Raw genomic sequence first — 24,471 nt, forward strand, 5'->3', positions numbered from 1 at the left:
CCTTTCTCTATATCTATCAAACAACTATTTTTTGCAATCCCCAATATATATAGGATTACTTGAATCCCTTTTTATATATTGAATAAGAAAATCTCTGTCCTCAGGATATGTTAACTTCAGTGTTTTTAATTCCTCAAGGTCTTTCCAGGCAATATCATAAATAAGACCGTCCGGATCCCGAATATTTCTTTCACCACCCATAATCCTCACTATATAGTAGCGAACTTCAGCAGTAATATTGTGTGTTTCATATATTACCCTTTTTACCTTAACTTCTTCAACAATTTCTGTTAAATATCCCGTTTCTTCTTCCATCTCTCTAATACAGCACTGTTCAAAACTTTCATCTACTTCTTTACCGCCCGATGGAATAGACCATAATTTTTCTCTTCAGGTTTCCCCTGCAGAACCATTAACAATTGACCATTGTCATTGATACATAGACCTGAAGAACCAAACCATTCTTTCACTTTATCAAGCCCCTTTTAAACTACAATCTTTAATTTCTATATAGCAAAATGATGTTACTTTTCTTCATCATTTAATAAAAATAACTCAACAATTTATATGCAATTGCTTTTAGGTAATTTGTTCAATAGTTTCATCGGCATCACTCCATTTCTTTTCTGGCTAATCAATTATCAATTTATCTATTTTTACTATCCTATTAAAATTAAAAAACTTATGTAATTGGTAAATGATTTTTTATAAAAGTTTACTCATAATTTCCCCTGGTAACCCATCTATCGCACAGACCTTTTCAGATTTGAATCCAAGATTAGCTAATATTTTTCTCGAAGGAATATTATTAGGGTCTATTATCGCCACTAATTTCTTCAATTCCGATTTCCTCACTTTTCCAATTAATACTTCGGCAATATCTGTCCCATACCGTTGCCCCCAATGTTCAGGTAGAATCATATAGCCAATTTCAGCTTCGTCAGTAAGTTTTTCATTTAAAATTAAAGATCCGAGTCCAATGAATCTCTGAACGGAAGCATCAAAAATTTTAAAAGTCCCAAAGTTTTCATGTTTCTTATTACGTTGCAATATCTTTTGATAGTTCAACCTTGCCTCCTCTAAAGGCAGAGCCCGTTCTGTTATTTGGGCCATAACCTTCTCATTACTTACCAAACTATAATAATCCTTAAAATCGGTTTCTTAAAACTTCATTAGGTTAATATTCTTCATTTCCCCCACTCTTCCTGCTAAATGGAATGATATGTATTCCATTTGCTCATATCCTTTGTAAAAACCAAAAAAAGGGGTGTTTATAAGGGTTAAATCACCTTATAAACACCCCTGTTTTAATCTTCCATCGTTGATAAGTCGCCTGTTGGCAATTCAAGCTCCCAAGCTTTTAATACCCTGCGCATAATTTTACCACTGCGTGTTTTCGGCAGTTTATCCTTGAACTCAATCTCTCTTGGTGAAGCATGTGCAGCAAGCCCTTGTTTAACAAATAGCCTGATATCCTCTTTCAGCTCATCCGAAGGCTCGTATCCAGACCTGAGGGCAATAAATGCTTTAATGATTTCACCCCGTACAGGATCCGGTTTGCCTATTACACCCGCTTCAGCAACCGCCGGATGTTCTACCAGCTTGCTTTCAACCTCAAAAGGTCCTACCCGTTCTCCGGATGTCATAATAACATCATCAATTCTGCCCTGGAACCAGAAGTACCCATCTTCATCCATATAAGCTGAATCGCCTGAAACATACCATCCTGATGGCATAAAATAGGATTCATACTTTTGTGGATTATTCCAGATTTGCCTCATCATGGATGGCCATCCTTTTTTAATTGCTAAATTGCCCATACGATAAGGCGGTACTTCATTCCCTTGGTCATCTACGATGGCAGCCTCGACTCCAGGAATTGGCTTACCCATAGAACCCGGTTTAATCTCCATACTTGGATAGTTACAGATTAGTTGTGCACCGGTCTCTGTCATCCACCATGTATCATGGATACGTTTGGAGAATACTTTTTGTCCCCATTTAATAACTTCAGGATTTAAAGGTTCACCTACACTTAGTAAGTGGCGAAGGCTGGATAAATCAAATTGTTTTACTACCTCATCCCCTGCACCCATCAGCATACGGAATGCAGTAGGGGCACTGTACCACACGGTTACATGGAAATCTTCAATGGTTTGATACCAAGCTTCCGGGCTAAATCGTCCACCTGTGACCACAGAAGAGGCTCCATTTAGCCACGGAGCAAATATCCCATAAGACGTTCCTGTGACCCAGCCTGGATCCGCTGTACACCAATATACATCCTCTTCTTTTAGGTCGAGTACCCATTGTCCGGTTTTCAGATGCTGAATCATTGAATTATGCGCATGCAGAACACCCTTTGGCTTACCGGTTGAACCGGAAGTATAATGTAGAATCAGACCGTCTTCCCGATCTACCCATTCTATATCTAATTTTTTAGATGCATTTTCATATTTGCTGTTAAAATCTATATATTTACCAGTTTCCTCTACATTATCTCCTACTACAAAAATATGTTTCAATGCTGGCAGGTCATCTGCAGGAATTCTAGACAATAATTCAGGGGTAGTGACGATTACACTGGCTTCACTATCTTCCAATCGATCCTTAACCGCCCCTTCCATAAATGCCTCAAATAACGGGCCGACAATAGCTCCCAATTTTATCGCACCCAGCACTGTGAAATACAATTCCGGTGATCTCGGCATAAAAATAAATACCCTGTCACCTTTTGTTACATTCCCATATTCCTTCAGAACATTTCCTGCTTTATTCGATAAATCTTTCATATCACTATATGTATACTTCTCATAGCGATTAGGGTCCTTATAATATAATGCTACCTTATTGCGCCTGAAATTTTCAGTATGCCTGTCAATACATTCGTATGCCGCATTCACTTTACCCGTTTCATTCCAAGAGAATTCCTGCTCTACATCCTTCCAGTCAAATGATCTGTAGATTTCCTCATAGTTTGCTAAATTATAATCCCCTTGCACAACAGAAAGCGCTTCCAGTTTCATAATTATTCCCCCCTGATCAAAGATAATATATTGATAGTATAGTACAAAATCCATTTTATCTCAATTTTTAAAATATTTAATAAGTTACACTAATATGTTACAATTTTTATAATTGTAGTGTTTTTAAGATAACATCCCCATTAAGTGTTTAAGATAATTATGCCAGTAAGCTTCTTAATTTCCACTACATATGACTTAAAAAGTTCATATCATGAAGCATTTATGGATTTAAAGTGCTGTATAATAGCTTTAAAATGTGACCTGGGTGGTGTATGGATGGAGCATAAAAAAACGTATAATTTGAAGGAATTGCAAACCCCATGTGGGCCGTTAGTTATCGAGGGCCCGGTATCTCGAGATCAATTAGAAAATCTTGAATTTCATGAGGGTCTCGTTGCCTTTAGGGTTCCTGAGAAGCAGCATAAGGCTTTAATTCAAATCAGCAGCCTTCCTGAAGGCCGAATTATTATTGCGAGGGCCGGCGATGTCATTGTCGGATATGTCACTTATTTATACCCAGATCCTCTTGAAAGATGGTCTGAAGGGAAAATGGATGACTTACTGGAATTGGGTGCTATTGAAGTAATCCGTGAATATCGCGGATGTGCGGTCGGGAAAAACTTGATCCGCGTGGCTATGATGGATGAGTGGATGGAAAATTACATTATTATTACCACAGAATATTATTGGCATTGGGATTTAAAAGGCAGCGGATTAAATGTATGGGAATATCGAAAAATGATGGAGAAAATGATGAGTGCCGGTGGCTTGGAATGGTATGCCACTGATGACCCTGAAATTTGCTCCCATCCAGCCAATTGTTTAATGGCCAGAATCGGGAAAAACGTTAAAAAAGAGAGTATTCAAAAATTCGATCAATTACGATTCATGAATCGATATATGTATTGAACGAACTGATTTTTGAGGAGGGCTACTTGTGATTATTGAGGATATCATGATCAAGGATGTTATTACGCTTCAAAAAAATGCTACACTCCAGCAGGCAATTGATTTAGTAAAACAAAAAAAAATCAGGCATATACCAATAGTAGATGATGAACAACGGTTAATCGGCCTGTTATGTGATGTCGATATCCGCTCTGCAACTCCATCTATCTTCCATCTTGATGAATATAAGGAAGACCTTCTAAAGCCAATAAGCGATATCATGATTACCGATATTTATACAGCACACCCACTTGATTTCGTTGAAGAGATTGCATTTGTATTCTATGAACAAAAGATATCTTGTATGCCTGTGATCAGCGACAACAAATTAGTCGGGATTATTACTGAAACAGATCTTCTGCATACATATGTAGAACTTACTGGCTCAAATCAGCCTGCATCCCAAATAGAGGTGAAGGTCACTAATAAATCAGGTACGCTCAGTGAAATAGCCGAAGTCATCAAAGGCCACAATTCCAATGTAAATAGCATTTTCATTTATCCATATAAAGAAGACCCGGCATTTAAAGTCTTGGTACTAAGGATTCAAACAATGAACCCGCTGAAAATCGTACAGGGCCTACGGTCATCCGGATATGAGGTATTATGGCCAGATATACCGGAGAGCACTCTATGAAGGAAGCCTCATTTGTTTATTCAACCGATTTACTTTCCTACAAATTTAATGATAACCATCCTTTTAACCAAAAACGGCTGCAAATAACAGTAGACTTATTAAATAAAATGAATGCCCTGAAAGAGGATGACTGCATCAAACCACGAATGGCAACAGATGAGGAATTAAGCCTGGTGCATGATCCCGATTACATCAGTGCGATTAGATTAGCCGGACAAGGAAAGCTTGACCAGGATAAAGCATTAAATTATGGAATTGGGACCGAAGACACCCCCATTTTCTCTGGAATGCATGAGGCAAGCGCCTGGCTTGTGGGAGGAACATTGACTGCCGTTGATGAAGTAATGGAAGGGCGTGCTCAGCATGCCATAAACCTGGGCGGTGGTTTGCATCATGGCTTTAGAGGGAAAGCCTCCGGATTCTGTATCTATAATGACAGCTCTGTTGCCATTAAATATATGCAAAAAAAATATAATGCCAGAGTTCTCTACGTAGATACGGATGCCCATCATGGAGATGGTGTTCAGTGGACTTTTTATGATGATCCTTCTGTTTGTACACTGTCCATTCACGAAACAGGTCGCTACCTATTCCCTGGAACTGGCAATATTACTGAACGTGGAAATGGAAAAGGATATGGTTATTCATTTAATATCCCCCTCGATGCCTTTACGGAGGATGAATCATGGCTCGAGTGCTATGAAAAATCCTTTAAATCTGTCATAGAATTTTTTCGCCCAGACGTTATTTTAACTCAAAACGGCGCTGACGCTCATTACTATGATCCATTAACGCACCTTTCTGCTACCACTGCAATCTATCAATCCATCCCAAAACTGGCCCATAAGCTTGCACACCAGTACTGTCAAGGTAAGTGGATAGCAGTTGGTGGCGGTGGATATGATATCTGGAGAGTGGTTCCGCGTGCCTGGTCCCTAATATGGCTAGAAATGACTAATAATTCGAATTGTTCAGGTGAGTTGCCTGTTGATTGGGTCAATCATTGGTCAGCATTAGCACCCGTTACATTACCCACTACATGGGAAGATCCACCTGATATGTACAAGCCCATCCCACGTAAGGCTGAGATTACTGAAAAAAATGCAAAAACTCTAGAAAAGGCATTATACACGATTCTATCCTAACCCGATGAATCTGCTGAATTTCAAATACCTGATTATTTAAATTTCTTATATAACTGGTCACAGACACCAAGTTACACACTAAAAAGATGAGGACTGGATATAATGTATACTACCTGTTTTACTAAAATAAAAAGCTGAACCATTTGTAGAACTATTCACAAAATGGCTCAGCTTTTTTTATTTTTTATTTTGTTGAATCTCTCTCTTCAATTCTGTACGGCAGAATTACAGAGGATTCATCTACCTCTTCTTTGTTCATAAGCTTTGTCAGCAAGCGCATGGAAACAGCACCAATATCATATAATGGCTGAACAACCGACGTTAGGCGAGGTCGCACCATTAAAGATAATCTCGTGCTATCCGAACTGATTACTTCAAGATCCTCCGGTATGGAGATACCTTTATCTTGTGCTGCATGAATGATACCAAGAGCTGCCTCATCTGAACATACAAAAATAGCTGTCGGTTTATTATCCAATTCCATTAGCTGGTTCAAGGCTTCGATTCCGTCATCATAGGATGCATCTGTTTCTACTAGATATTCTTCATTATAAGGAATATTAGCTGCCTCCAATGCTTTTCGGTATCCCGGCACCATTTTTTTCTCTATAATTGCATTTTGAAAAGATCCTGATACCATGGCAATATTCTTATGTCCACGATCAGCAAAAGATTTAATCGCATCCATCACTGCTTGTTCATAATCAATATTCACAGATGGAATTTGAGCAGAATCTTCAATTGTACCTGCCAATACAACAGGAACCGGTGATTTCTTGAATTCTTCAATATGCTCATCCGTAATATTTGAACTCATAAAGACAAGTCCATCGACTTGTTTGCCAAGCATCGTTTGGATTAGTCGGCTTTCTTTTTCTTCATTTGAATCCGAGTTACTTAAAATAATATTATATTTATACATGGTGGCAATATCTTCAATCCCTCTTGCTAATTCAGCATAGAAGATACTGGAGATATCTGGGATAATAACTCCGACTGTTGTTGTTTTCTTACTTGCTAATCCGCGTGCCACAGCATTCGGTCTGTAGCCAAGTCTTTCAATTACTTCATTTACTTTTTTACGTGTTGCCGGTTTAACGTTTGGATTACCATTGACAACACGTGATACAGTTGCCATGGAAACATTTGCTTCACGAGCTACATCATAAATTGTAATATTCATTTTTTACACCGCCCAAATTTCTCTATTCTAATCCTAATAGTATTCAATTAAGTACCATTTAGTATGTTATTATAATAATACTCTACCCTCTAAATTCGTGCAAATAAACACTTTATCTATTTTCTTACTATTGTATACATAACAAATCCAATTTTCACTAAGACTAACTCAGTACTTCTTTAAAATGATAGCATTTGAATAATAAATTATAAAAATTCCACTGAAAAATTCAGGGACTATTGATTCGTTAATCTATTGGAGAAAAATGAAAAAGAGTTGCCAAATAGCAACTCCATATTTATTAAATTCTGATACCTGTCTGCTTGGTAAATTGATTAATCTCGTTTACAAACGTATCAAATTGGTTTAGATCCATCTGTTGTGCGGAATCGGAAAGAGCAACTGCCGGATCCGGATGAACTTCAGCCATAACCCCATCAGCACCGATTGCCAATGCAGCTTTAGCAGTTGGAATTAGCAGATCTCTTCGGCCAGTCGAATGCGTAACATCCACCATTACCGGTAAATGCGTTTCCTTTTTCAGTATAGGTACAGCTGAAATATCCAATGTATTCCGTGTAGCTTTTTCATACGTACGAATTCCGCGTTCACATAATATGATATTTCCATTTCCCTGCGCCATTATATATTCAGCTGCGTTAATGAACTCTTCAATTGTCGCTGCCAGCCCTCTTTTTAGCAGAACGGGTTTATTGACCGCTCCCGCTGCTTTTAACAACTCAAAGTTCTGCATATTACGAGCACCAATCTGGATCACATCAATATACTTAACCGCAGTCTCAATATCCGCCGGGTTTACAATTTCGCTTATAACAGCCAAATCGAATTCATCAGCAACCCTTTTCAGGATTTTTAATCCTTCTTCACCCAACCCTTGGAAATCATAAGGGGATGTTCTCGGTTTATAAGCTCCGCCTCGAAGTAATTTATATCCTTTATCCTTAACAGCTTTTGCTACAGTCGCTACTTGTTCATAGGATTCTACCGCACATGGGCCAAACACAAAGGACGGTTGTCCATTTCCCACTTTCTCACCCTTCAAATCAATTATAGTATCATCAGGATGCTTTTTACGGGAAACAAGCAATGCTTTACGATGATCATCTTCCTGTAGTTCAAGGCTTGCTTTAAATATTTCCTTGAAAATATGTTCAATGGTTGATTTTTCAAATGGACCATCATTATTTTGGATAAGTGTATTAAGCATTTCTCTTTCTCTAACAGGATCAAAACGATACTGGCTTTGCTTACCTTTTAATTCACCGATTTGTTGTACAACTTTTCCTCGTTCGTTAATAAGCTTTAATAATTGCAAATTCAAATTATCCAGTTGTTCTCTTAATACATCCAGTTCCATATTACTCAATATCACTCATCCTCTCTGTTCTGCATTGCATGTTTTAGCCTGGGTTTCATATATTTTAAAAATTTCTAAATCATTTAGTAAAATATTTTACATTTCAGTATATAATTGAAACTATTATAACGGATTAATTCGGTATTGTCACTATTAAACCTTTATCAATAAACCGCTTTTAAGTGTTAAAGCATAAAAGGAGAGACGAATTCTTGACCAAAAAAATTTTTGCTCTCGATATTGGCACTCGCTCAGTTGTAGGAATCATATTAGAAATACGCCTCGATCAATATGTCGTTACAGACGTCATCATTAGAGAACATACTGAGCGTGCCATGCTGGATGGCCAGATTCATGATGTCGTAGCTGTTTCCAACGTTATACTCGATATTAAGCTTACACTTGAAAAAAAGCACGGTCCTCTTACTAAAGTATGTGTAGCAGCTGCAGGACGTGCTTTGCGTACAGAGATTGGGAGATCATCTATTCCCATATCCGGCAAGCCTCTCCTGTCTGCCGATGACCGCATTCATCTGGAATTAGCTGCTGTACAACAAGCACAGTTTCAGGTAGCTGAAAAAGAAGACATCCAAAGTAATTATCATTATTATTGTGTAGGCTATTCTGTTCTCCATTACTATCTTGATGGCCAGGAAATCGGAAATTTACTTGACCAAAAAGGGGATGAAGCAGAAGCAGAAATTATCGCTACTTTTCTGCCGCGAGTGGTCGTTGAATCACTGTTTGCTGCACTCAAAAGAGTAAATCTTGAGCTAGAAGCACTTACTCTTGAACCAATTGCTGCAATTCATGTCCTTATTCCACCCTCTATGAGAAGGCTCAACGTATGCCTTGTTGACATTGGAGCTGGTACTTCTGATATAGCGATTACAGATGAACGAACCGTTATTGCCTACGGAATGGTCCCTGTTGCTGGAGATGAGATAACAGAGGAAATCAGTGATCAGTATTTACTTGATTTCCCGAATGCGGAAGATACCAAGAGATCCATAAATGAACAGGAGTTTGTCAAAATCAGTGATATTCTTGGTTTCGAATCAGAGATCCCAAAAGAAGAAATGATTACAGCCATCTATCCCGCCATTGAAAAATTAGCAGATTCCATTAGCCGAGAAATTTTGCAACTGAATAATGCTAAGCCTCCGCAAGCCGTTATGCTTATTGGCGGAGGTAGCTTAACACCGCGCTTACCAGATATTTTGGCAAAGAAATTAAATCTGCCTGCCAATAGAGTTGCTATACGCGGAATAGACGCTATCAAAAATTTAGTGATTGAGTCAGATTACATTAAAGGGCCCGAACTCGTTACGCCCATTGGAATAGCCATTTCATCAGATGTTAATCCAATTCATTATGTTTCTGTTGAAGTAAATGGGACCCCAGTTCGTTTATTTGATCTTAAGCAACTGACTATAGGAGATGCCTTGCTTGCAGCAGGACTTCATTTAACAAAGCTATACGGTAAACCTGGAAATGCGAAGATTGTTAGTATTAACGGCAGAAATATTACCATACCAGGTACACACGGGGAGCCTCCGCAAATCAAAAGAAATAATGTGTCTTGCTCTCTTGATTCCCCATTAACCCCTGGAGATCAGCTATGGATAGATAAGGGAAAAGACGGTTCTGAAACATCTGTGATATTAAGAGAATTACTTGATGAACTGCCTATGAGGGAGATTTATATAAACGAAGAGAAATATGAAATTCCTTGTACCCTATTTATGAATGGTTTTCCTGCTGATGGCCACGAAGATATTCATGATGGTGATCGGATTGCTTTTAAAATGCCAGAGACTGTGCAGGATGCACTATTGTTCGCTGGCTTGAATTCTATACTGGACGAACTTGTCCCGTTTAATCTAGTTATCAATGGCCGGCTGGAAAGCTTCGTCTCGTTTTCAGGTGCCATATATGTTAACGGAAAAGGTGTATCTTTTAACCATCGGATAGCCGATCATGATCGCCTCACCTTAGTTCGTAGAAAAGCAATCACAGTCAAAGATTTAATAGGTGTCTATAAGGCTGAAGAGATTAATCAAATATCTGTTACGTTTAATGGTCAACCACTTACGTTGACAAATAACAGCTATACAGTCTATCGAGAAGATAAGTCCTTAAGTGATACAGATATCCTTTTTAACGGGGAGCAACTAAAAATAAACTTTAATAAAGAATCCGCTTTTATATTCCAGGATCTATTTCGGTACATAGAAATAGAACTTCCCAAGAATAATCCGGGCGGCTTTCACCTTATGCGGAATAAACAGGAAGTCACATTTTACAATGAAATCCAAGATGGTGATCAACTTGAAATTGTTTGGTTCAACTCACAGAATTATCCGACCAAAGTAAACCGGTAAGGAATTAAATTCCTTACCGGTTTCTATTTAGATATATTCTTTAAGTGCCTGTTCTAGATTTTGTGCTGTAATTCTTCCATGAGATGTATTCCACACAGCCTCACTATTTTTAAATAATATAGCTTGCGGTGACTCATGTTTAATTCCGGTTAAATCTCGAACATGCTCTGATAGTGGTTTGGCTTCCTGTACAGCTAGATAAGCTGTAGCTATAGCAGGATGCTCAGCGACAAACTGGGAATACTCATCAAAAGCTGCACCACTAATTGGACATGTAAGGCTATGCTTCAGAAGCAGAAAAACATCATGCTCTAAAAGTTGCTGTAATTCCTCTTCGTTAGTAATCTTTTTCATCCATATCCCCCCATTTGTGTTTATTCCAAACCACTTTTATTTTTTATTCGTTGTGTTTTTCGAATTGGTTGCTGAATTATTTTTATTTCCAGTTGAATTAGAAGAATTAGAACCTAAATCAACTTTTATTGTATTATTCGAGCTATTGGACGGTGTTTTACCTGAAGATGTATTTCCGCTGGCTGTAGAATTGAAACCAGTTTTTTCAGAAGCATACGTTTCTTCTTTAGCAGTATTTTTACTGTCTATGTTTTCTTCTCCAACATAAACGTCATCTGGGGAATCAACTACAACATTACTATCCATCTTCTTATCTGTTTGATTTTCCTTTGTATCAGATGATTGACTGTTGCTTTCTTCATTTGTCGTGCTTCCAAACTTTTTCTTAACCGCTTCTGTTAATGGTGCACCTTTTTCTCTTGCGACAGAAATCCATTCTGTTCCTTTTTCTTGAGCTGTTTGTTTTAGAGCAATTCCTTTTTCAGTGGCTGTTTGTTTTAAAGCAGATCCCTTTTCTGTAGCCGTTTGTTTTAAAGCAGAACCCTTTTCAATCAATGGAGTTCCTTTTTCCATTAAAACGCTGCCTTGTTCAGATAAATCATGACGAAGTTCTTTACCGGACTTAGGTGCTAAAAACAGTGCAGTAGCTGCTCCAACAAGCCCGCCTACTATTGCTCCTACTACAAAATCTTTTGTTGACATACCATTATCTTGATTAAAATTATCATTTTTATTATTCATTCTTAAACATCTCCTTTTTTATGGTTGATTAAGATTGAGAACGTTGATATCTGGTTTCTTGTGAAGGTAAAGTAACATCTCTGCCTGCTTCAGATTCGGTATAGATTGCTGTACTCTGTTCAGCTTTATGCTTTTTCCACTTATTCACAAGCTCAATGCATGCATTTCCCCATTGAACTACTTGGGTAATTTTTTCGTCATTTTGACTCGCTGCTAATTGAACTCGGTTTGTAATCTGGTCAATGGTTTGATTCACACGTTGAATCGATCCTCCCACACCTTTAACTGCATCAACAACCGTATTTAGATTCTCAGATTTATGCTGAATATCTTCAGCCAAAGCATTCGTCTTATGTAGCAGCAGTGTTGTCTCGGTTGTTATGCCTTGCATCTGAGTTTCTAGGCCTGTTAATGTGCTAGATACACTCTCCATTGTTGTTTGAAGGGATTTTAATGTTCTTGAAAGATAAATAACAAGAACCAGGAACGCTATGGCAATCAATGCCACGCTTAAATATAAGATAATTTCCATCGTCTTCACTCCATCTCTAAATTATAATTAGTTTTTACCCTTTATCTCCTTATTTAAACTATATAGGAATTTATTCTGATCCACAATGTTCCTTCCACCTTAATATTATTACTAAAGTAAGATACAATTAAATTAAAGTTTAGAGATGAAAGGAGATTTTTTTTATGAGGGATCCAAGAATTCAGCAATTAGCTCATAATCTAATTAACTATTCTGTAAAATTACAAAAAGGTGAAAAAGTACTTATAGAAAATTTCGGTATACAACCAGAATTGGTTAAAGCATTGGTAAGTGAAGCATATGAGGCAGGTGGATATCCATTCGTTTCAACAAAGGATCAAACCATTGAAAGACAGTTACTATTAGGTGCAACTGAAGAACACTATAGATTAATCGCCGAATTTGAATCACAGGTTATGAGTAAAATGGATGCATACATAGGTCTTCGTGCAGGCGATAATATTTCAGAACATTCTGATGTCCCTGCTAATAAAATGAAAATCTATGGACAGACCGTACAAAATAAAGTACATAGAGACATCCGCGTTCCAAAAACGAAATGGGTGGTCCTTCGTTACCCAACCAATTCAATGGCTCAGCTGGCAAAAATGAGTACAGAAGGATTTGAAGATTTTTATTTTAATGTATGTAATCTTGATTATGCCAAAATGTCTGAGGCGATGGACAGCCTAGTCGAGTTAATGAATCAAACGGACAAAGTACGCATTACAGGTCCAGGAACAGATTTACATTTTTCTATTAAAGGCATTCCTGCCATTAAATGTGCAGGGGAGCGTAATATCCCAGATGGTGAAGTGTATACCGCACCTGTACGTGATTCTGTAAATGGCACCATTACGTATAATACCCCATCTCCATATCAGGGATTTACATATGAAAATGTATGTCTAACATTCGAAAACGGAAAAATCGTTAAGGCAACAGCGAATGACACAGAAAGAATCAATAAGGTATTTGATAGTGATGAAGGCGCACGTTATATCGGCGAATTTGCGATAGGGGTTAATCCATATATAACCAATCCAATGCAGGATATTCTATTTGATGAAAAAATTGATGGAAGCTTTCACTTTACACCGGGTCAAAGCTATGATGAGGCGCCAAATGGTAATCACTCCAGCATTCATTGGGATTTGGTTAATATCCAACGTAAAGATTATGGAGGCGGCGAAATATATTTTGATGATCGACTAATTAGAAAAGACGGCAGATTCGTTCTCCCAGAATTAGAGAAATTAAATCCTGAAAATCTAAAATAAATAAAAAACCCTTCAAGAGTACTTACTGATTACTCTCGAAGGGTCTTTATGTGCATTTATTTCGTTATAAAGCTCTCATAGGCTGCTTGCACTTTTTGAATATCTCCAGCACCCATAAATAATAATACACCATTGTGATGATTTTTAAGGATAGACGGATCTTCCTCCTGAATAATTTGAGCACCGTCCACCTTATTACAAAGATCTTTAACTGTTAATTTCCCATTCAACTCTCTTGCTGATCCGAAAATTTCACATAAGTATACTTTATCTGCTTCTTTTAAGCTTTCAGCAAAATCATCCAAAAACTTCTGAGTTCTAGAGAAGGTATGCGGCTGAAATACAGCTACAATCTCCCGATCAGGATACTTTTGTCGAGCTGAATCAATTGTTGCCTTTATCTCTGTTGGATGATGGGCATAATCATCAATTAAGATTTGATGATCAAGTTGTTTTTCAGAGAAACGTCTCTTAACGCCAGTAAATGACATTAGGCGTTCCTTAATGATCTCCACATCAATATCCTCATATTGACAAAGTGCAATAACAGCTAGCGCATTTAAAACTGTATGGCGCCCAAACATTGGAATCGTAAATGTCTCATAATAATTATTTCTTACATGCACATCGAATGTAGTTCCAGCTTCTGAAGTGACAATATTTTTAGCCTGGAAATCATTTTCTTCGTTAAACCCATAAAATATGACCGGTACTTTCGCCTGGATTTTTTGTAGCTGCTCATCATCACCACAGGCAATAATTCCTTTATTTACTTGCAGTGCCATCTCTTGAAAGGCAGAGAACACATCATCAAGATTTGCAAAATAATCCGGATGGTCAAAATCAATATTGGTCATAATGGCATAATCCGGATCGTAGGATAAAAAGTGTCTTCGGTATTCGCAAGCTTCGAATACAAAGTATTTAGAATCTGCTTCTCCCTTACCCGTTCCATCTCCAATTAAAAATGACGTTGGCTCAGCTCCGCTGATTACATGAGACATTAAGCCGGTAGTCGATGTTTTTCCATGCGCGCCTGTAACAGCTATGCTCACGAACTTTTTAAGGAAATCTCCAAGAAATCGTGGATAGCGAATGACTGGCAAACCAAGTTCTAAAGCTTGAACAATCTCATCATGACTATCAGGAAAAGCATTTCCTGCAATGATTGTCATACCTGGTTTAATATTTTCTTTATTAAATGGCAATATTTTTATACCGGCATTTTCAAGTGCGATTTGGGTAAAAAATCTTTTTTCATAATCTGAACCCTGTACCTGATATCCCATATCATTTAGGATTTGGGCTAACGCGCTCATCCCGGATCCTTTTATACCTACGAAGTGATAAACTGTCATAGAATGAACCTCCAACATACGTCAATGCTGTAAAACAGTATATGACGGTCTCTTTTTTTTGCTAATTGCAATTTGCCTGCTATGCCTGTTTAGGCTTTACTAATTGAAACAATATAAGTATTTAAAACCAGTTAGATTACTATTATAACGAGCACATGCAATCAATATCTTCATTGCGTTAAAGATATAACTTGTATGATTATAAACCTATAAATCGATTTCGTACAATTTTTCTAACTGATTTTCTCATAAATATAGTATTACCTTTTCTGAGAAATACTCATAATTAAATTATTATACAAAAATTTTTCCTCTGTTCAAAAAGGGGATTGAGATTCATGTATAGCCTCTAAATCAGATTCAGATATAAGCACATCACGAGGTTTACTTCCTTTTGATTCTGATAAAATACCTTCTTTCTCCAGCATATCAATCAGCCTCGCTGCCCTGTTATAACCAATCCTAAAGCGCCTTTGCAGACTGGATATGGATGCTCCTCCCATCTCAACCGCAAATTCACACACTTCGTAATAGAGTTCATCCTTTTCTTCTATATGTTCACTTGTTTTTACCAATTCATTTGGCTCAAACATAAAGGACGGTTTAGCCTGAGCCATTACATGTTTTACGACATCCTCAATCTCATCATCAGTTACAAAAGTTCCCTGCAGGCGAACTGTTTTAGAAGTTCCATTTTCCAAAAACAGCATATCTCCCCGTCCAAGTAATTTTTCAGCTCCACTTTGGTCCAAAATCGTACGTGAATCTACCTGTGAAGAAACGGAAAAAGCAATTCTTGTAGGAATATTTGCTTTGATTAACCCGGTAATGACATCTACAGATGGTCTTTGTGTTGCCACCAGTAAATGAATCCCGCATGCTCTGGCTTTCTGCGCAATACGGCAGATCGCTTCCTCTACGTCAGCAGGAGACATCATCATTAAATCAGCCAGCTCATCAATCACGATAACTAAATAAGGCAGCTTATGCTCCATTTGCCCGGATGATAGTGCCTTTTCATTATATCTGACAATATCTCTCACTCCTGAATGGGCAAACAACTCATATCTCCGTTCCATCTCTTCTACTGCCCATTTCAGTGCAGCTGTTGCAGCTTTTACATCAGTAATAACCGGTGCTGCCAAATGCGGAATATTGTTATATGGCGCAAGTTCAACCATTTTCGGATCAATTAATAAGAGTCTGACATCAGATGGGTGTGATTTATATAATAAACTGATTAAAACAGAGTTAATAAATACACTTTTTCCAGAACCTGTAGAGCCTGCCACCAAACCATGCGGCATTTTCTTTAAATCTGTTACAATCGGGTTTCCTGAAATGTCCAACCCAACTGCCACTGAAAGCGGTGAGGTATTCTCAGCAAAAACTTTTTCCTCCAAAACCTCACGCAGATAAACAGGACGTGTATTTATATTGGGAATTTCAATTCCAATCATTCGTTTCCCGGGAATCGGTGCTTCTATACGAATATCTTTAGCAGCCAGGCTTAGTTTTAGATCATCATTTAAATTTGTGATTTTACTAACCTTAACACCAGGATCCGGCTGAACCTCAAATCTTGTTACAGAAGGTCCTTGAGAATACGTATGTACTCTAGCCTTAACATTGAATTGTTCAAGTGTATCATCTAGCAATGCTGCTTGTTCTGCAAGCCAATCAGCATCTTCTCTAATGTCCACTCGTGGCTTCAAAATTGAAATATCCGGATATTGATAGGAATCATTCAGTTTTTTTTTAGGTTGCTCCGAAGGCTTTTCCTCTTTGCCGGCAATCGTTTTTTGATTGCGATTTGCTGCAATATGATCTTTATCATTCTTAAGCATTAAAACGTTAAAAGGAATGTGTTTTCTGCGCTCCCTAATGCGCTTTTCTCTTTCTATTTTTCGTCTCTCTTCTTCATCCATAGCATCGCTTGTCACTGTTGCTTCCATTGGACTGTTCGGCTCTGATAAAGAGACTTCTCTATCTATATGGTTCTCCGTATCATCCAGTTGCGCGGATTTCTCCAAACCATTAGTTCGATCGATTGACTGCGTTTCGAACGAAGCTATAGATTCATTCGAAACTGGCTCATTCGTTTGAATGTCCTTGATTGAAAACTCATCCTCAGTTCCGTCAAGCAAAATGATATCCTGCCCATTTTTCTCATTGTGACTGATGTCTATATTTTTCTCATCATTTCCGCTTACCTGATGATTTTCTTCTATATTCATTACAGAATCATGGGTCTGCGTGATTAAATCATGAGCTTGCTGAATTTCATCTCTCTTGTATGGTTGGTCTTCCTCCATATCAGAATCAGCTTCCTCAATATCCTCATATACCTCACTGCCTGAAGGGGAATGGTAGTAATCTTCAACTGGTTCCTCCGGTTGTAATCCAAAGTTGTTCTCCAAATTTTCATCATCAGCTTGTTCGTCAAGATTCTGATGAATCATTGGAATCGACTGAAATTCCTCCTGCTCCATCTGTGAGCCAGAGTGCATGATCAGCGTATCTTCTTCCACGATTCCTTCTTCTTGAGTTATTTCATCTTCGTAATCAGCGTTCAAAATTGCTTCATTCATTTCCTCTATTATCTGATTCTCGCTGACTGGATTCCATGCTATTTCACTTGTGGCTGCAACCTCTGTATCTTCTGCTGAAACAGTATCCGGTAATAGCGGAGCAATCACACTCTCGATATCCTCCGTATGTCTATTTCCATCATTAGTCGAGACTTTTTGCTGTTCCTCTTTTATCTCTTCATCTGAATGCTTGAAATCGGGATTCAGCGGCAGCTCATTCTGTCTTTCCATTTCAAATGATGGTTCTTGATTGACACTCGGTGGATTCACTTTCTTTCCATGCATTAAAGCAAGAACGGAATCTAAGGTCGTTTCAGGTGGTAATTCGTATTCGACTGTTTTTTGATTTTTAGTGCCGGCCTGTCGATTTTGAAATCCATAAATAGGCGAAGGTATTTCTGTTCTTCTAAACGGCTTTTTATTCGGAACAACTTCGTTCTGTTTTGGTTCTGGCTTAGGTATTATTCTTTGATTAGACACTTTCAATTTAGGAACAGCAGCCGGGGATTTCTCAAATCTCCTCACGTGCACTTCCTTCTTCACACCCAACTCATTTTGCTTCTTTTTTTGTTCTTTTAATCTTATTAACTCTTCATCTGAGATTAATGGGAATTTGAAATTATCCTTTGGGTATCTATATTGAATTCTTGCTTCAATTTCAATTTGATTTTCTTTTTGTCTTTTTACTTGTTTAGGTTTTTTTTGAATGTTTTCATGGCTATTACGAGGTTCTACTTCTACTTCCTCTTCTACATCCTCATAGAACCAATCAATGATTTTTTTGAAAAAGCTCATAGCCTTCCTCACACTTTCTATGGTTGTTATAAATTAGTATTACAAGTATCTATTTTATCAAAAAATTTACTCATTTAAGACATATTCCTTGTAAATGGTATCAATTTCCTATTATATTATTGGTCTTCTACCGGTCGATTCTTTGCTAAAATAAAGATTGGCTCCAATTCTCCATTTTCATAAAGGAATGGCAGAGCGGTGACCGGAACATTTCCATTTGTAAAAAAGTGCATATTCATTTGTGCTAAAATGTCATAACCTGCATCATTTTGTATGTCTGCAATGATTAAGACATCCTGATGTGGAATGGCCACTGCCATTGTCCCTTTCATATCTTCCTTCCATGTTTTCATTTGTGAATCAATCAGGACTCTTGAAGCATCGTATCCATCGTTATGATTAATAAAATAAAAGTCATTTCCGCGTACACTGTCTTTTTTAGACTTAATCGGCAATGACCTGACATTAAACATAGCCATTGAACGTATGGAATCTTGATCCCAGCCTTCTTTCCTCATTAGCTCCTCATCAATCAACCTATACGTATTACCCAAATCAAGAGCATAATAAACTCTCGTTTCGGCTGTATGCTCATCTGTAATAAACGGTGTATTTTCACGGGACTCCATTGGGAAGGAAGTCGAACGGATAACAGGGTAAATTAATTTTTCATTTCCCTTCAAAGATTGTTCCGTACCCATTACTTTCGTTGATTCTTTTATATAATAAAGGACTTCATCAATCGCTTTTTGACCAGATTGCTCATACTTCGATACAAGCGGCGCCAATCCAATTGTTATTCCCTTGCCAGTTTCTTCATTTTCAATTCTTAATTCCTCTTTATCACGATTATAATTAAATTTTGAATTTGTATCAGCTAAGCTTTCCATAAGTAAAGATTTCATTTTAGTAGTCGTCATTTTCATAGGGATTCCTCCTTAACATTACTATAGCTTAATTAAACTCATGCTGCTAAATAAAGTGTAACTTTGTTGGTTGGGTTCCTTCATTCCAAAGAGCACCAACGGAGTCAATCGGGTTCATACGGGCGATTATCTCCACTTAATCGTTCTTTTTTCTGCTTTTTTTGAAGTAAGAACGGAATAAAAAAATCCCCCGAATAGGGGGGAGTATAATAGTTTATCATAATGAAGCAATGAAATCTTCAATTTGCTCTTGAGTCTTCCGGTCCTTATTTACATATCGGCCGAGCTCTTTTCCATCTTCAAATGCAATAAAGCTCGGTATTCCAAAGACATCCAGCTTTATGCACAGATCAAGAAATTGATCGCGGTCCACATAGATAAAGGTATACTCTTTATTTGCGGCCTCAATGTCACCTATAAATGGTTCGATGAATCTGCAATCCGGGCACCAATTTGCAGAAAATAAAAGCATCACTTTCCCATTTGACATCAATTCATTATAATGTTCCATACTTTCTAATTTTTTCATATCAAAATCATCCTCTCGAGTAGCCTCTTGTATGAGTTATCATACCCAAATCTACAGAGGATTGCTATTCTAACGTCACATTTTTAGTTTCCTTGCCAAGAATCAATACAGACAGCATCCCAATTATAATGGCAATGCTAAAAAGTAAGAAGATTTTATCAATAGATGTATGAGAAGCCAGTAAGTTTCCGACGGCAAGTGGGCCAAGGATACCTCCTATTCTCCCCACAGCTGCTGCCATTCCTGTGCCAGTCCCTCTTATAATAGTTGGATATTGTTCAGGTGAGTAGGCATAGAGCGCTCCCCAAGCTCCCAGGTTAAAAAAGGAAAGAAAACACCCTGAAATCATTAAGGCTTTTAATGTTTCTGCATTACCGAAGAAATAAGCACTTACAGCTGTTCCAAACAAATATGTAACCAATACAAATTTACGTCCAAATTTCTCTATAAACCAGGCAGCCGTGAAATACCCAGGCAATTGCGCCAAGGTCATCATAACAACATATTGGAAACTTTTTATGAGTGTAAAACCTTTCAAAATCATAACACTGGGAAGCCACAGAAACATCCCGTAATAGGAAAAGACAACACAGAACCACAGAATCCAGAGCATCAAAGTCTTTACCGCATAATCTTTAGTCCATAGTGTCTTAAGCGAATTTACGATTGAGATGGATTTCTTTTCCTTAACCATTTGAAACTTCTCAGAATCAGGTAGATGTATTCTTAAATAAATCGCATAAAAAGCAGGAAGTGCACTGATTAGTAAAGCAATTTGCCAGCCATAAGTTGGAATGACAAAGTATGAAATAAGCGCCGCAATCAGCCAGCCTGCAGCCCAAAAACTTTCAAGCAGCACTACGACTCTGCCTCTTCTCTCTGCAGGCACACTTTCCGACACCAACGTAGAAGCAACTGGCAATTCACCGCCAAGCCCCATTCCAATTAAAAATCTGAAAACCAGAAAAATAGATAAGCTTGTCGTCAAAGCAGAAAATCCGCTTCCTAAGGAAAATAATAATAGCGTAATAATTAATACATTTTTTCGGCCGATACGATCAGCCCAAATCCCAAACACTAAAGCACCTACTGCCATGCCGATAGAGTTCACACTTCCTATCCACCCCATTTGTTCTGAGGTTAAATTCCACTCCTTCTGCAGAGCCGCGATAATAAACGAAAGCATTCCAACATCCATAGCATCGAATAGCCAAGCGACCCCGGCAATCCCCAATAGTTTCCGTTCTTTTACCTTTCCCTTCCCCATTCATTGACCCTCCCCATCACAATCTCAATGAAAACTATTAAAATGAAATCTCTAATTTGTATATTAACTTCTGTCTTGACAGGTGTAAACAACTATTTAAATTATTTTCTAAAGAATAATACTCGTCTAAGTCTCTTTGATTCTACAAGGCTGTTATCTCATAGATTGTTCCTCCTGAATAAATAAGTTAATCACCATTCTGTGATATCGCCAGAATAAAGATAGCTTCTTAACTAAGGGCAGTGTTAATGTTTTATAAAGACATTTATTGTAGAAGGGGAATGTTATGAATAGAAAAATCCGTGTTTTTTTATTTGTTTTCTTCTGTTATTTATTGTGGCTATACTTCGCTATATATGAATCTTCAATTTATAACTGGTGGACAGTAAATGTGATAAAACACGCAACTGATGATACTGTTCAAATAGGTGTCTCATTAGTAAAGGTGTTTGTTGGTACGGTTATATTTACTCTTAGTGGATTTATATTCTATTTATTGTTGAGAAAGAGAAGTTAGTTCTTATTGACTAAGGGGGTTTTAGTTGAATATCCGAGATAGCAAAAACACTGCCTCTGTTTATGGCATTAGCAACAATCTTTACGAAAACATCCAATAGACATTCTCTAATAGGATAAACGGCTATTGAATACAAATAAGCTGGGAGAAAAATAGTTATAATTTATAAAGAAATCCCCTTTATCCTCACCACAAATATCTTCCATTCTGAAAAGGATATACACCGTTCATTGAAGAATTAATATGGAAGTAACTACAACATGCATAAAGATATAATCCTAACAGAATGGTTTTCACCCCATTATTCTGCTTTATTAGAAAGGCGGATTTATTTGTTAAACTCACTAAAATGTATTCAAGAAGTAAAGATAGGAAATACAAAGGTATTAAGAAATCATAAGTGGATACACTTTCTCTACCTTACAAAAGAACAACACGTAAATTTAGAGCAAGTAGAATCTTTAGAGAAATTGCCGCCAAATCCGGTTCTATCCTATGTAGAACGAACCCTTTGGTTATTGAACGAGATGAATCTTCCCATTAATGAAAGGTCAATTATTGAAGATGTCTTGATTTGGTCTGAGGTATCAAAAGGCGGGTTGAAGCACAAACGTAGAGAGTGGGAGAAAAAAGGATTCCAATTGGCCATTCATAATATTGGCTCAGCTCAAATTTATGCTGATGAACAAATGAACCTGCCGTTACACTCCCGCAATTTAGATAGAGAGGAACTTGTTTATCTTCTCATATTAACACATGGGTTAGCCGGTCAATTTATCAGAGGAGAAATCCATTATTCTCAATTCCGTCCCTTAATTTATTGGATTGAGGAACATAAAAACTTAGAATATAACATAGAAAGGATTCTCTATTCCCTAAATCAGTGTGTTATTCAAGCGGTTTCAGATCAGTTGTGGAACAACGTCCATAAGGAAGTAGAAGAAGTACTATCCTGGATAAACAAAGGTGAACAGGCAAAAGAGCTTCCCCTAAAAGAGCGGATGAGAAGATTAAGAAGATCTTCAATCCAGCGCGGGGAAAACTTCGATGATTTATACAATCAGTATTTTGAAAACAAACAATTAGAGAGATACATAGAGTTGTTCTTCAGTAAAATAGATATGTGGTATCTTGAATCTGCTTTACAAGAGTTTTCTTTAGAAGAGTTTTTGAAAATTTTCTTATTGATATTCCAGAAAATTAATCCCCTTACTATACAACAGGTTAGCTTTGAGTCTTTTATGAAGGATATTTACTATGATTACAAGGGGCAAAAAGTAATCAATCTATACAAAAAAAGAATTATCGAGACATTCCTGAATGAGTTTACAATTGATGATTTACTAAAAGGAAAGATGCCTGTAAACGAACACGTTCAAATTCAAATTGAACCCTCAGACTTACTAGGTCAAATTGTAGGGGTTTATTTTAGTTATTCAAGTGCCGGTCAGAAATTAATTGAATTTTGCCAGGAAGCCGAAAAGTCTCCGATCTATGAAAGAGCAATTATCTTACTTTATGACTTTTTTGGTTTCAGGAAAGATGCCTTTGATCGCTTGCAGAATGAAGAAAACTATTTAACCGATATGAATAATGGTCAAGATCATAAAAAGGTCATATCTGATTTTGCTGTAGGGAAGGTAATGCTGGACATTGGAGCCGGCGGCGGTGTGATGCTTGATATCCTATCTGAAAATCACCCAGAAGCAACTGTAATCGGAATTGATATCTCAATTAATGTAGTAGAGGAATTAAACAGGCGAAAATTCAGGGAAAATAAATCATGGCACGTAAAACAGGCAAACGCCTTGGAATTAAAAGACTATTATGAGCCAGGAAGCGTAGATACCATTGTGTTTTCTTCTATCTTACATGAAATGTATTCTTATATTCCGTACAAAGGCAGGAAATTCAATCGAGATGTAGTTATCCAAGCATTGAAAAGTTCTTTTGAAGTATTAAACAAAGGCGGAAGAATCATCATTCGTGACGGAATTATGACTGAGCCTATAGACCAATGGAGACTACTAGAATTTAAAGACCCAAAGGGCATGGACTTCTTTATGAGGTATGTTCATGACTTTAAGGGAAGGACTATCAGGTATGAAAGACTGGAGAGTCTTCTTATCAAACTGCCTGTTAATGATTTAATGGAATTCCTCTATACGTATACTTGGGGAGAAGAGGCTTATCCACATGAGGTACAAGAACAATTTGGGTATTTTACTCCAAGTGAATATGAAGAAGTTATTCATGTATCTTTAGGTAAAGAGGCAAAAATTATAAAGCTTCATCATTATTTACAAAACGGATACGAAGAATTTCTTTTACCTAAAGTAAAAATTATGAATGAAAAAAGAGAGATTGTACCGCTACCGGACAGCACCTGTTTAATTGTAATTGAGAAAACATAAGACAAGAAAAGAGGAGAAATTATCTCTCCTCTTTTTATATGGCTGCTTTCGTAAGGATTTATATGGAAACAACTGCCTCCAGAAAGGAAGTGGCTGTACATCCGTAACTTTTATCCAGGAGCAGCAATCATGCGAAAGCCCGCTGAGTTGTAGAATCACCTTCTTCAATCAAAAGGTGATTTGGCTTTTGACTCTTAGTAGCTATGAGAGATCATATAGTATATTCCCAGCTCTTAATAGCCCTTAGAAAGGATAAAAACAAGCAACTACCCTTATTTGACAAAATTCGGCAGTCCTCAACGTTTTTAGCAGTATTTTTTTATCACCTATGTTATCATACTAGTAAAATCATAGATAAAGGTGAGAAATTACATGAAAAATAGTATTATCTCCCTCGTCGGGTTTATTATTTCGAAGCTCTTCTCTTCCAAAATAAAGAAACATGAAGAAATTCAGCGTCTATCAG

Annotated in this window: 19 protein-coding genes and 1 pseudogene; 6 read left to right on the top strand and 14 right to left on the bottom strand. The window is 37.4% G+C overall.

Going from position 1 to position 24,471, the window contains the following annotated elements:
• Positions 1 to 24 precede the first annotated feature (24 nt).
• From A8L44_RS16545 to acsA, 4 genes and pseudogenes are all read right to left on the bottom strand, one after another.
• Positions 25 to 372 (bottom strand): NUDIX domain-containing protein, encoded by a 348-nt coding sequence (locus A8L44_RS16545; protein ID WP_368072453.1) that lies wholly within the window; start codon positions 370 to 372, stop codon positions 25 to 27.
• Positions 348 to 470, bottom strand: coding sequence for a hypothetical protein (locus tag A8L44_RS19520; RefSeq protein ID WP_257469196.1), 123 nt, complete (start codon positions 468 to 470; stop codon positions 348 to 350). The genes A8L44_RS16545 and A8L44_RS19520 overlap by 25 nt, the downstream gene beginning before the upstream one ends.
• Before the next feature lie 235 nt (positions 471 to 705).
• Positions 706 to 1,158 (bottom strand): annotated as a pseudogene (locus A8L44_RS16550) (GNAT family N-acetyltransferase); the annotation flags it as partial.
• A 149-nt stretch (positions 1,159 to 1,307) separates the two neighbouring features.
• Complete coding sequence (gene acsA / locus A8L44_RS16555; RefSeq protein WP_066109033.1) at positions 1,308 to 3,026, bottom strand: acetate--CoA ligase; 1,719 nt, start codon at positions 3,024 to 3,026, stop codon at positions 1,308 to 1,310.
• Positions 3,027 to 3,302: 276 nt separating this feature from the next.
• Between acsA and A8L44_RS16560 the strand changes: the two genes are divergently transcribed.
• Genes A8L44_RS16560 through A8L44_RS16570 form a run of 3 tightly spaced genes read left to right on the top strand, consistent with a single transcriptional unit; the run spans position 3,303 to position 5,756 of the window.
• Positions 3,303 to 3,935, top strand: a complete 633-nt coding sequence (locus tag A8L44_RS16560; RefSeq protein WP_066109036.1) for a GNAT family N-acetyltransferase — start codon at positions 3,303 to 3,305, stop codon at positions 3,933 to 3,935.
• Between the two features lie 28 nt (positions 3,936 to 3,963).
• Positions 3,964 to 4,611 (top strand): acetoin utilization AcuB family protein, encoded by a 648-nt coding sequence (locus tag A8L44_RS16565; protein WP_066109041.1) that lies wholly within the window; start codon positions 3,964 to 3,966, stop codon positions 4,609 to 4,611.
• The gene (locus A8L44_RS16570) at positions 4,608 to 5,756 is read left to right on the top strand and encodes an acetoin utilization protein AcuC (RefSeq protein WP_066109044.1); all 1,149 of its coding nucleotides are present in this window, start codon (positions 4,608 to 4,610) and stop codon (positions 5,754 to 5,756) included. Before A8L44_RS16565 ends, A8L44_RS16570 begins: the two co-directional genes overlap by 4 nt.
• Positions 5,757 to 5,940: 184 nt before the next feature.
• Here the strand turns inward: A8L44_RS16570 and ccpA are convergent, their stop codons facing one another.
• Both ccpA and A8L44_RS16580 read right to left on the bottom strand, forming a co-directional pair.
• Positions 5,941 to 6,939, bottom strand: coding sequence for a catabolite control protein A (gene ccpA / locus A8L44_RS16575; RefSeq protein WP_066109047.1), 999 nt, complete (start codon positions 6,937 to 6,939; stop codon positions 5,941 to 5,943).
• Between the two features lie 301 nt (positions 6,940 to 7,240).
• The gene (locus tag A8L44_RS16580) at positions 7,241 to 8,326 is read right to left on the bottom strand and encodes a bifunctional 3-deoxy-7-phosphoheptulonate synthase/chorismate mutase (protein ID WP_066109050.1); all 1,086 of its coding nucleotides are present in this window, start codon (positions 8,324 to 8,326) and stop codon (positions 7,241 to 7,243) included.
• A gap of 203 nt (positions 8,327 to 8,529) precedes the next feature.
• Between A8L44_RS16580 and A8L44_RS16585 the strand changes: the two genes are divergently transcribed.
• A complete protein-coding gene (locus A8L44_RS16585; protein WP_077248183.1) occupies positions 8,530 to 10,701 on the top strand; it encodes a cell division protein FtsA in 2,172 nt (723 codons plus the stop codon).
• Positions 10,702 to 10,728: 27 nt separating this feature from the next.
• On the opposite strand, the gene ytxJ is transcribed toward A8L44_RS16585, so the two are convergent.
• The 3 genes from ytxJ to A8L44_RS16600 are packed head-to-tail and all read right to left on the bottom strand — an operon-like array spanning position 10,729 to position 12,328.
• Positions 10,729 to 11,055, bottom strand: a complete 327-nt coding sequence (gene ytxJ / locus A8L44_RS16590; protein WP_066109056.1) for a bacillithiol system redox-active protein YtxJ — start codon at positions 11,053 to 11,055, stop codon at positions 10,729 to 10,731.
• A gap of 36 nt (positions 11,056 to 11,091) precedes the next feature.
• Positions 11,092 to 11,796 carry a YtxH domain-containing protein gene (locus A8L44_RS16595; protein ID WP_066109059.1) on the bottom strand — a complete coding sequence of 235 codons (705 nt, stop codon included), beginning with the start codon at positions 11,794 to 11,796 and terminating at the stop codon, positions 11,092 to 11,094.
• A 28-nt stretch (positions 11,797 to 11,824) separates the two neighbouring features.
• Positions 11,825 to 12,328, bottom strand: a complete 504-nt coding sequence (locus A8L44_RS16600) for a DUF948 domain-containing protein (protein ID WP_066109062.1) — start codon at positions 12,326 to 12,328, stop codon at positions 11,825 to 11,827.
• A 164-nt stretch (positions 12,329 to 12,492) separates the two neighbouring features.
• Between A8L44_RS16600 and A8L44_RS16605 the strand changes: the two genes are divergently transcribed.
• Positions 12,493 to 13,608: an aminopeptidase gene (locus A8L44_RS16605; RefSeq protein WP_066109065.1), complete on the top strand. Its 1,116-nt coding sequence runs from the start codon at positions 12,493 to 12,495 to the stop codon at positions 13,606 to 13,608.
• Between the two features lie 56 nt (positions 13,609 to 13,664).
• On the opposite strand, the gene murC is transcribed toward A8L44_RS16605, so the two are convergent.
• The 5 genes from murC to A8L44_RS16630 all read right to left on the bottom strand — a co-directional run bounded on the left by murC (position 13,665) and on the right by A8L44_RS16630 (position 21,074).
• Positions 13,665 to 14,966 carry a UDP-N-acetylmuramate--L-alanine ligase gene (murC, locus tag A8L44_RS16610; RefSeq protein ID WP_066109068.1) on the bottom strand — a complete coding sequence of 434 codons (1,302 nt, stop codon included), beginning with the start codon at positions 14,964 to 14,966 and terminating at the stop codon, positions 13,665 to 13,667.
• A gap of 317 nt (positions 14,967 to 15,283) precedes the next feature.
• The gene (locus A8L44_RS16615) at positions 15,284 to 18,352 is read right to left on the bottom strand and encodes a DNA translocase FtsK (protein WP_066109070.1); all 3,069 of its coding nucleotides are present in this window, start codon (positions 18,350 to 18,352) and stop codon (positions 15,284 to 15,286) included.
• Between the two features lie 116 nt (positions 18,353 to 18,468).
• Entirely contained in the window at positions 18,469 to 19,278 is an 810-nt protein-coding gene (locus A8L44_RS16620) for a DUF1444 domain-containing protein (RefSeq protein WP_066109073.1), read from the bottom strand.
• A 217-nt stretch (positions 19,279 to 19,495) separates the two neighbouring features.
• The gene (locus tag A8L44_RS16625) at positions 19,496 to 19,807 is read right to left on the bottom strand and encodes a thioredoxin family protein (RefSeq protein WP_066109075.1); all 312 of its coding nucleotides are present in this window, start codon (positions 19,805 to 19,807) and stop codon (positions 19,496 to 19,498) included.
• Between the two features lie 64 nt (positions 19,808 to 19,871).
• Positions 19,872 to 21,074 carry an MFS transporter gene (locus A8L44_RS16630; RefSeq protein WP_066109078.1) on the bottom strand — a complete coding sequence of 401 codons (1,203 nt, stop codon included), beginning with the start codon at positions 21,072 to 21,074 and terminating at the stop codon, positions 19,872 to 19,874.
• 849 nt (positions 21,075 to 21,923) lie between these two features.
• Between A8L44_RS16630 and A8L44_RS16640 the strand changes: the two genes are divergently transcribed.
• Positions 21,924 to 24,005 (top strand): class I SAM-dependent methyltransferase, encoded by a 2,082-nt coding sequence (locus tag A8L44_RS16640; RefSeq protein ID WP_066109261.1) that lies wholly within the window; start codon positions 21,924 to 21,926, stop codon positions 24,003 to 24,005.
• The last annotated feature ends 466 nt before the right edge of the window (positions 24,006 to 24,471 follow it).

Source organism: Bacillus sp. FJAT-27986, from assembly GCF_001685035.1.
In the GTDB taxonomy this organism is placed as follows: domain Bacteria; phylum Bacillota; class Bacilli; order Bacillales; family Pradoshiaceae; genus Pradoshia.

Coding starts and splice junctions, on each gene's coding strand:
- ccpA (WP_066109047.1), bottom strand. CDS start 6,939: ATGAATATTACAATTTATGATGTAGCTCGTGAAGCAAATGTTTCCATG.
- A8L44_RS16620 (WP_066109073.1), bottom strand. CDS start 19,278: ATGAAAATGACGACTACTAAAATGAAATCTTTACTTATGGAAAGCTTA.
- A8L44_RS16560 (WP_066109036.1), top strand. CDS start 3,303: ATGGAGCATAAAAAAACGTATAATTTGAAGGAATTGCAAACCCCATGT.
- A8L44_RS16625 (WP_066109075.1), bottom strand. CDS start 19,807: ATGAAAAAATTAGAAAGTATGGAACATTATAATGAATTGATGTCAAAT.
- A8L44_RS16605 (WP_066109065.1), top strand. CDS start 12,493: ATGAGGGATCCAAGAATTCAGCAATTAGCTCATAATCTAATTAACTAT.
- murC (WP_066109068.1), bottom strand. CDS start 14,966: ATGACAGTTTATCACTTCGTAGGTATAAAAGGATCCGGGATGAGCGCG.
- acsA (WP_066109033.1), bottom strand. CDS start 3,026: ATGAAACTGGAAGCGCTTTCTGTTGTGCAAGGGGATTATAATTTAGCA.
- A8L44_RS16595 (WP_066109059.1), bottom strand. CDS start 11,796: ATGAATAATAAAAATGATAATTTTAATCAAGATAATGGTATGTCAACA.
- ytxJ (WP_066109056.1), bottom strand. CDS start 11,055: ATGAAAAAGATTACTAACGAAGAGGAATTACAGCAACTTTTAGAGCAT.
- A8L44_RS16615 (WP_066109070.1), bottom strand. CDS start 18,352: ATGAGCTTTTTCAAAAAAATCATTGATTGGTTCTATGAGGATGTAGAA.
- A8L44_RS16600 (WP_066109062.1), bottom strand. CDS start 12,328: ATGGAAATTATCTTATATTTAAGCGTGGCATTGATTGCCATAGCGTTC.
- A8L44_RS16630 (WP_066109078.1), bottom strand. CDS start 21,074: ATGGGGAAGGGAAAGGTAAAAGAACGGAAACTATTGGGGATTGCCGGG.
- A8L44_RS16570 (WP_066109044.1), top strand. CDS start 4,608: ATGAAGGAAGCCTCATTTGTTTATTCAACCGATTTACTTTCCTACAAA.